General features: G+C 56.5%; 6 protein-coding genes and 1 rRNA gene. 2 read left to right on the forward strand and 5 right to left on the reverse strand.

All coding sequences use genetic code 11. The features are described 5' to 3' along the window. Positions 1-42: 42 nt before the first annotated feature. From glcF to glcD, 3 genes are read right to left on the reverse strand one after another with little or no spacing between them, the layout of a single operon-like run. Positions 43-1,266 carry a glycolate oxidase subunit GlcF gene (glcF, locus tag V6936_RS08000; protein WP_003804749.1) on the reverse strand — a complete coding sequence of 408 codons (1,224 nt, stop codon included), beginning with the start codon at positions 1,264-1,266 and terminating at the stop codon, positions 43-45. Further along, on the reverse strand, positions 1,251-2,336 hold the full coding sequence (gene glcE, locus V6936_RS08005; RefSeq protein WP_059317923.1) for a glycolate oxidase subunit GlcE: 1,086 nt from the start codon (positions 2,334-2,336) through the stop codon (positions 1,251-1,253). Before glcE ends, glcF begins: the two co-directional genes overlap by 16 nt. Next, positions 2,336-3,835 (reverse strand): glycolate oxidase subunit GlcD, encoded by a 1,500-nt coding sequence (gene glcD, locus V6936_RS08010; protein ID WP_059317924.1) that lies wholly within the window; start codon positions 3,833-3,835, stop codon positions 2,336-2,338. The genes glcE and glcD overlap by 1 nt, the downstream gene beginning before the upstream one ends. Before the next feature lie 194 nt (positions 3,836-4,029). Here glcD and glcC point away from each other — a divergent pair, with 194 nt between their 5' ends. Further along, complete coding sequence (gene glcC, locus V6936_RS08015) at positions 4,030-4,794, forward strand: transcriptional regulator GlcC (RefSeq protein ID WP_059317925.1); 765 nt, start codon at positions 4,030-4,032, stop codon at positions 4,792-4,794. 2 nt (positions 4,795-4,796) lie between these two features. Here the strand turns inward: glcC and V6936_RS08020 are convergent, their stop codons facing one another. Continuing rightward, on the reverse strand, positions 4,797-6,377 hold the full coding sequence (locus tag V6936_RS08020) for a phytoene desaturase family protein (RefSeq protein WP_336579690.1): 1,581 nt from the start codon (positions 6,375-6,377) through the stop codon (positions 4,797-4,799). Between the two features lie 435 nt (positions 6,378-6,812). Between V6936_RS08020 and V6936_RS08025 the strand changes: the two genes are divergently transcribed. Further along, positions 6,813-7,007 (forward strand): hypothetical protein, encoded by a 195-nt coding sequence (locus tag V6936_RS08025; RefSeq protein WP_336579691.1) that lies wholly within the window; start codon positions 6,813-6,815, stop codon positions 7,005-7,007. Between the two features lie 378 nt (positions 7,008-7,385). Here V6936_RS08025 and rrf read toward each other — a convergent pair. Then, positions 7,386-7,498: ribosomal RNA gene (gene rrf, locus V6936_RS08030) — 5S ribosomal RNA — on the reverse strand. Positions 7,499-7,730 lie beyond the last annotated feature (232 nt).

Consider the following 7,730-nt stretch of genomic DNA (forward strand, 5'->3'; position numbering starts at 1 on the left):
CCAGCGCAGGACCGAGGGCTACTGCGGCCCCCGGTCCTGCGGTTACGCACAAAGATACTGATCCACCAGTTCTATCCAATGCTTGACCGGCGTGCGCCCTGCTCCATTCAAATGATTCCCACAGGCCATATTGGCCGTAACGATCAGATCTGGTTTGCTGCTCTCCAAGGCATCCATTTTGCGCTCACGCAGGCGTCCCGCAATCTCGGGCTGCGTCAGGGAATACGTGCCTGCCGAACCACAACATAAGTGGCTATCGGGCACTGCCCCCAGATCAAAGCCCAAGCGGGTCAACACCGCTTCGACTCGCCCGCCCAGTTTCTGCGCATGCTGCAAGGTACACGGACAATGAAAGGCCAGACGCGGACGGGTTTGCGTATTCAAGCACTGCTCCAAGGGCAACTCGTCGAGCACTTCAACCAGATCCTTGGCCAGCTCACTGACGCGGCGGGCCCGTTCCGCATAGACCGGATCATGCTTGAAGAGGTCTACGTACTCTTTCACAAAAGCACCGCAGCCGCTGGAGGTCTGCACGATTGCCAAAGCCCCCTGCTGGATCTGGGGCCACCAGGCGTCGATATTGCGACGTGCCTGCTGCAGACCCTGCTCTTGCGCACCCAGATGAAAGGAGGAAGCACCGCAACAGCCTGCCTGAGCAATCGGTGTCACACTGATGCCCAAGCGATCCAGCACCCGGGCGGTCGCCGCATTAATGGAAGGAGCCATGGCTGGCTGCACACAGCCCTCCAGCATCAGAACACGTTGGCTATGCCGGGGTGCGGGGCGCGTCAGATCCGCCGTTTGCTTGGGTGGAATTTTTTCCTGCAAGGATGAGGGCAGCAAGGGGCGCATGGCTCGCGCCACCCCGAGCAGGGCCCCCACCCGGCCCGGCTCGGGCAGAATTTGCGTCAGGGCCACACGCATGGCACGTGCTTTTAAAGAACGCTTTACTTTGGGTTCCAATGCCGCTCGCCCTATGTCCAGCAGGTTGTGATACTTCACACCCGACGGACAGGTGGTTTCACAGTTGCGACAACTCAGGCAACGGTCCAGATGGTGCTGGGTCAGTTCCGAGGTGGCATTGCCTTCCAGGAACATTTTGATCAGATAAATGCGGCCTCGCGGACCGTCGAGCTCGTTGCCTTGATCCAAGTAGGTCGGACAAGTGGCATTGCAAAACCCGCAATGCACACAGGAGCGCAAAATGGCTTCAGCCTGCTCGGCTTGCGGCAGTTGCTGAGCCCATGGTGTCAGTTGTGTTTGCATGTGGACTCCGCAGAGCGAAATAAACGGCCTGGATTGAATATATGAGCGGGGTCTAGTTGCTGTTTTAAGCGCTGATGCCACTGCAACAACGCAGCGGGCAGCTCATCATTCCCGGCATCAGGCCCGCTCCAGCATCGCGCGTACCCCTGCAGGGCCCGCGCCTGTTCGTGAATCAGCTCGGCTGGAGCCTCAGACTTGAGCCAGAGCTGAGTTCCACCCCAATCGAGCAGTACCTCACCCGGCCAGCTTTGCACGGGCGCATCCACCGGTACGGCAATACGCCACAAATTCCCTGCCTGCTTAAAGAAATCCAGGCGCTGTTCACATAAATCATCCCAGTACGTCAGGTCGAGTTCCTCGCCCCCTATTTGCTCCTGGGCCAACTGTACGGAACTGTCTCCGCCTTCCAGGCGCAGATGCAGACGGCCATCCTGCCAGGCCGCTCCCATGACAGGACGGCTTTGATCGCGCCATTGACGCAGCAAACCCGCCACATCCTGCTGTGCCACCTCCAAGACCCGTGCCGCTCGGCGTCGTGGACGTGGCAACACCTTGAAGGAAACTTCCGTAATCACTCCCAGACAACCCTGAGCGCCCACCATCAAACGTGACACGTCGTAGCCAGCCACGTTCTTCATCACCTGACCGCCAAAGCGCATGTGAGTGCCCATTCCACTAATCAGACGACAGCCCAGCACATAATCACGCAAGGCTCCCACCCAGGGACGGCGCGGTCCTGACAAGCCGCAAGCCGTTGCTCCTCCCACTGTCGCACGACCGTCAAACACGGGGGGCTCAAAGGGCAGACACTGCCCCTGTTCATTCAGGACGGCCTCCAGAGTCTTCAAGGACGTTCCCGCACGCACCGTCACGACCAGCTCGGCCGGGTCGTAATCGACCACGCCCTCATGGCCAGCCAGGCTCAAGGCCTGACCCTGTACTGCTTTGCCCAAAAAGGCTTTGGAATCTCCGCCCACGATACGCAAGGCCGTGCGATCTGCCAGCGCCTGCTTGACCTGATCGAGCAGCTCGGCACTGCGATCCTGATTGTTCTGTTCTACGGTATTCATCAGAAACGCTCCAGCTCAGGAAAGGGCACTTGTCCGTGGTGAATATGCATGCCGCCCATTTCCGCGCAGCGATGCAAGGTGGGGATGTTCTTACCGGGATTGAGCATGGTCTTGGGATCAAATGCCGCTTTAATGGCATGAAAGAATTGCAGCTCATCCTCATTGAACTGCACGCACATCTGATTGATTTTTTCTCGACCCACGCCATGCTCGCCGGTAATGGTGCCGCCCACTTCCACGCACAGTTCAAGAATCTTGCCGCCCAAAGCTTCAGCCCGCTCCAGCTCGCCTGGCTGGTTGGCATCAAACAGGATCAGCGGGTGCATATTGCCATCGCCCGCATGAAAAACGTTGGCGACGCGCAAGCCATATTCCTCGGACAACTCGGCCGTTTTTTTCAGCACATACGCTAGCTGGCGACGCGGAATCGTGCCGTCCATGCAGTAATAGTCCGGTGAGATGCGCCCCACGGCGGGAAAGGCATTCTTGCGTCCGGCCCAGAAACGCTGTCGTTCCTGCTCATCGCGTGCTACCCGCACTTCTTGCGCACCGGCTTTGAACAACACCTGTTCAACCCGGGTCACATCGTCCTGCACATCCTCGACTGCACCATCGATTTCACACAGCAAAATCGCCTGGGCATCGACAGGGTAGCCAGCGTGGATAAAGTCTTCGGCAGCGCGAATGGACATTTGATCCATCATTTCCAGTCCTGCTGGCACAATGCCTTGAGCGATGATCTGTGCCACCGCGTCAGCGGCTTTTTCGACATCGTCGAAACTGGCCAGCAGCACCACCGTACACGGTGGGCGCGCCAGCAGCTTGACCGTGATTTCCGTCACAATACCCAGCATGCCTTCAGAGCCGGTGAACAGGGCCATCAAGTCAAAGCCGGGGCTATCCAAGGCTTCCGAGCCCAGAATCAGTCGTTCGCCCGTGACGGTAATGACTTCCAGCCGCAAGATATTGTGTACAGTCAGGCCGTATTTCAGGCAGTGAACGCCGCCGGCATTCTCCGCCACATTGCCGCCAATTGAACAGGCAATCTGCGAAGAGGGGTCCGGCGCATAATACAGTCCAAAAGGCTGCGCGGCCTGAGAAATTGCGATATTGCGCACGCCGGGCTGTACACGGGCAATTCCGGCTACCGGGTCCAGATCCAGAATCTGGTTCAGCCGGGCCATCACCAGCAAAATACCCTGCTCCAGCGGCATGGCACCACCGGACAAGCCCGTACCCGCACCGCGAGCCACTACGGGCACGCCAACCTCATGGGCCAGACGCATCACCGCCTGCACCTGCTCCACATTACGGGGCAGCACCACCAGCAAGGGTTTACTGCGATAGACGCTCAAGCCGTCACACTCGTAAGGGTGCAGTTGCTCGTCGGTATGCAGTACCTCCAGGCCGGGAATATCATCACGTAAACGGCTAAGCAGCTGCATCTTGTCCACGCGGGGCAGCACGCCGTCCAGTTTTTCGTCGTAGCGCAAACTCATGACGCCTCCTGTCTTTAAAGTCTCCTAAAGCCGATGGTCTTTGATGACGATGAGCTTGTCCAGCCACTTGCCTACTGGTCCGACCAGTTTTTACCCTAAGCAGCTCTCAGGGTTTATCTTTACACTTAAAAATCAGACAGATAGATAATCAGCTTGCTATCATTGACTCAGGCACACAACTGGTCCGACCACGTATGAAAATGCAGGAGTCCCGACGTCTGGAGGCAACCGCGGAACTGGTTGCCCAACGTATTGAAACCTTGATCATGGACGGCGTCCTCAAACCGGGGCAAGCACTGCCTTCCGAGCGACAACTGACGCAGAGACTGACGGTATCTCGCTCTGCCCTGCGTGAAGGGCTGCAAGTACTACGAGCACGGGGGCTGATTGAAACGCAGCATGGCAAAGGCTCTTTCGTCGCCAATCTGATCGACTCCAGCGTCAGCACGCCGTTGGAACACCTGCTGCAAGCACAGGGACGCACGCTGTACGATCTACTGGAAGTACGCGAACTACTGGAGAGCGAAGCAGCGCAACTGGCTGCTGCCCGAGGTACGGAAGCCGATCACATCATGATTCGGAGGCGCTTTCAGGAACTGGAAGATCTGCAAATGCAGGATGCTGCGCCGGAACAAATTGCTCGGGCTGACCATGCTTTTCATTCAGCGATCTGTGAGGCGTCACACAACCCGGTGCTGGTACACATGATCAGCCTGTTCAATGAACTGATGCTGTCCACGGTACGCGTATCCGTGCAGCACCTCTATCCTGATCATGACTCCAAACGCAGGCTGGACAGACAGCATGCCCGGTTATGCAATGCCGTCACGCAAGGTCAAGCGGACTTGGCCCGGCGAGCGGCTAAAGAACATATAGATGGGATACGGCGGCAACTACAGGAGATGGAAGCCAAACAGGTGCGCCTGGAGCATGCCCGGCAACGTCTGAATGGCCTCTAGGTTTATTTCGCCAATAGATTGGCCAGCATATAGCCCGATCCAGCCCCAGTCCCCGCACCGGGCCAGGTCGAAGCTCCGCACAAAAACAGATCCTTGATCGGCGTTTTGTATTTGGAGTAACCGGCGACCGGGCGGAAGAAGAAGTTCTGATCCAGGTGATGGCTACCCGAGAGATTATCACCCCCAATCAGATTCGCATTGAACTGCTCCAGATCCTGGGGGGACATGACATGGCGGGCCAGAATCTGGCTACGCAAACCAGGCGCATAGCTTTCAAGCAGATCCAGAACCCGTTCGGCGTATGCGTCTTTCAGCTGTGCCCAGTCACCTGCAGCCATCTTGCCGGCAGCGTCGCCCTTGACCTGAGCAGGCAGCACTCGCACTTGAATCCACAAGGTGTGTTTACCCTCTGGAGCACGAGAAGGATCAAGAGCCGTACCTTGTCCAACCACCAACACAGGCTCGGCAGGCAACAAACCGGCGGCTGCTTCGGCATAGACACGACTCATCATGGCCAGATCGGGTGCCAGATGCACGTAGGAGAAACGCTGCAACTCGGCACCAGCTTTCCAGTCGGGCAGGCCATCCAGTGCCAAATGGATCATCATGGTCCCCAGCCCCGGCCGGAACGCATCCACTTTCTTCTGATATTCCTTGGGAACAGCAGCAGATTGCACCAGGCGACCAAAGACCAACTGAGGATTCAGATTCGCGATCACTGCCTTGTCTGCTTTCAGATGACGCCCATCGGCCAGAACAACGGCCCTAGCACGACCATTCTCTTGCTCAATTGTTTGCACAGGGGCATTCAACAGCAACTCCCCACCCAGCTCCTGCAACAAGCTCGTCATGGCGCGGATTATCGTATCAGCACCGCCCTGCCCGATCACCATACCGAAGGCTTGATTAGCCATGGATTCCAGATAAGGGAACAAGGCACCGCCGGCGGTGTCTGGGGTGAAATCCACATGCAGCCCCCAAGCTGCCATCATGGCTTTTAATGAGTCGCTCTCGAAATGGCGGTCCAAAAAGTCACGGGGTGTCGCCAGCAGCAATTGCATCAGCTCCGCAACACCATCCTTACCCAGCTCACGCCAGCTTTTCCACGCGCTTTTGAACAACGCCAAGGAAGGCATAGGACTACCCAAGACCGCAAACAGATGAGGAGCTTTGCGCTGAAAGTCCTCCAGCATGCTCTGCCAGGCCTGCGCGTCTTTTTCAGAGACGGCTCGAATCCGCTGTAAAGTCGTTTCCAGATCCGTGCTGACGCCCAAATAGCGTTGATCCCGGAACACACTGGCAAAGCAGTGTTCTGCGGGGACGAAGGCCAAGCCATGGCGGACCAACGCATCCTTATGACGTTGAAAAAATGCAGAACCTGCAAAGGAGGACAGGTTCATGGCGCACACATCATGCTTGAAGCCTGGCAAAGTCAGTTCCTGAGTGCTAACCGCACCACCTGCCGAGCTTTTGGCCTCCACGACCAGAACCTTCCAGCCTTTGCTGGCCAACTCCACGGCAGCCGCCAATCCATTATGCCCCGCGCCAATTATGATCGCGTCTACTGCTGTCTCTCCACCCACGGGCAACTCCTTTAGCTCTAAAGTATTTATCCGTATTCTACGGTGCAACGGGGAAACTGAGTAGGAATTTCAGAGCGCATCAAGGGTGGATCGGCAGAACGAACTTAGACAGTGGTCTGGGCACCTTCTACAGACAGACGGGCGCCAGAGCCTGCAGCTGGGAGGCGCTGCCTTGGTCTGAGCTGACGCTGGTAAGCAGCTCAGCAACTAAGACTGAGGCTGAGACTAAGCCTCACGGAGCGCCGGAGCAGTAGCTTGTGGTCAATAGCCAGACAGACAGACAGACAGACAGATAGATAGATAGATAGATAGATAGATAGATAGATAGATAGATAGATAGATAGATAGATAGATAGATAGATAGATAGATAGATAGATAGATAGATAGATAGATAGATAGATAGATAGATAGATAGATAGGCCGACTACGGAATTGTGAATAAGCTGCTAGCAGTCAACAACTCGATGAAGCCAGCGGCTCAAGGCGTGTTTGGATCACCGAACGCCAAACATCGTCACTACCCGAGGTGGGCAGCAGAAGAAGAAGAAGAAGAAGAAGAAGAAGACAACAGCCGCACAAAAGGGGAACACCAGTTACTCGCAACGCACGCTAAGAGGAAAAAGCACTAAGCGTAGCGCGATCACCCGGCAGATGGACAACGGCTTGATGCGAGAGGCTGAGGTTCAGCAAGCCGCTAAGGCTGAACCCGCCCCTCGCAGGGCTGCCATCGTGCAGGTAGCACCCGCAGAGGACTAAACATCAACTCTCAAGCCCAGGAAGCATACGCAATGACCAACCCCCTCGGCTTGGGCCAAGAGGCGTAGTCTGCAACAAGAAGGGATAAGCGGTGCCCAGAACGGGCTTTGGGGAGGGGGGTGGTACGTCTGAAGTCGTAACCCAGGGGCCAGACGATCAGCATCGTTCCGGTGTATCCGTCACCGATGCGGTGGCGACCCATAAAACAAAACCCCCGCAAGGGATGCTTGCGGGGGTTTTGAGCAATAAGAGCTTGACGATGACCTACTTTCACAGACGTCCGTCCACTATCATCGGCGCAAAGGCGTTTCACAGTCCTGTTCGGGATGGGAAGGTGTGGGACCACCTTGCTATGGTCGTCAAGCGTAACTGGTTGCCAGGCCGTCTTTAGGGGACGTCCCAGCCAATTGGAAGAAGCACACTACCAGCGATCAGTACGGATCAGCTAGCAGCGGTTACGAAGGTGTCAAGCGCGGGTTGCGCTGCACTTCAATATTACGTTCTGTGGTCAACAACTTAACTCACTACAACCTCAAGGGTTATAGGATCAAGCCACACGGGCAATTAGTACTGGTTAGCTACATGCATTACTGCAC

The sequence above is a fragment of the Alcaligenes sp. CHO6 genome (genome assembly GCF_037120595.1).
Classification (GTDB): Bacteria; Pseudomonadota; Gammaproteobacteria; order Burkholderiales; family Burkholderiaceae_B; genus Alcaligenes; species Alcaligenes ammonioxydans.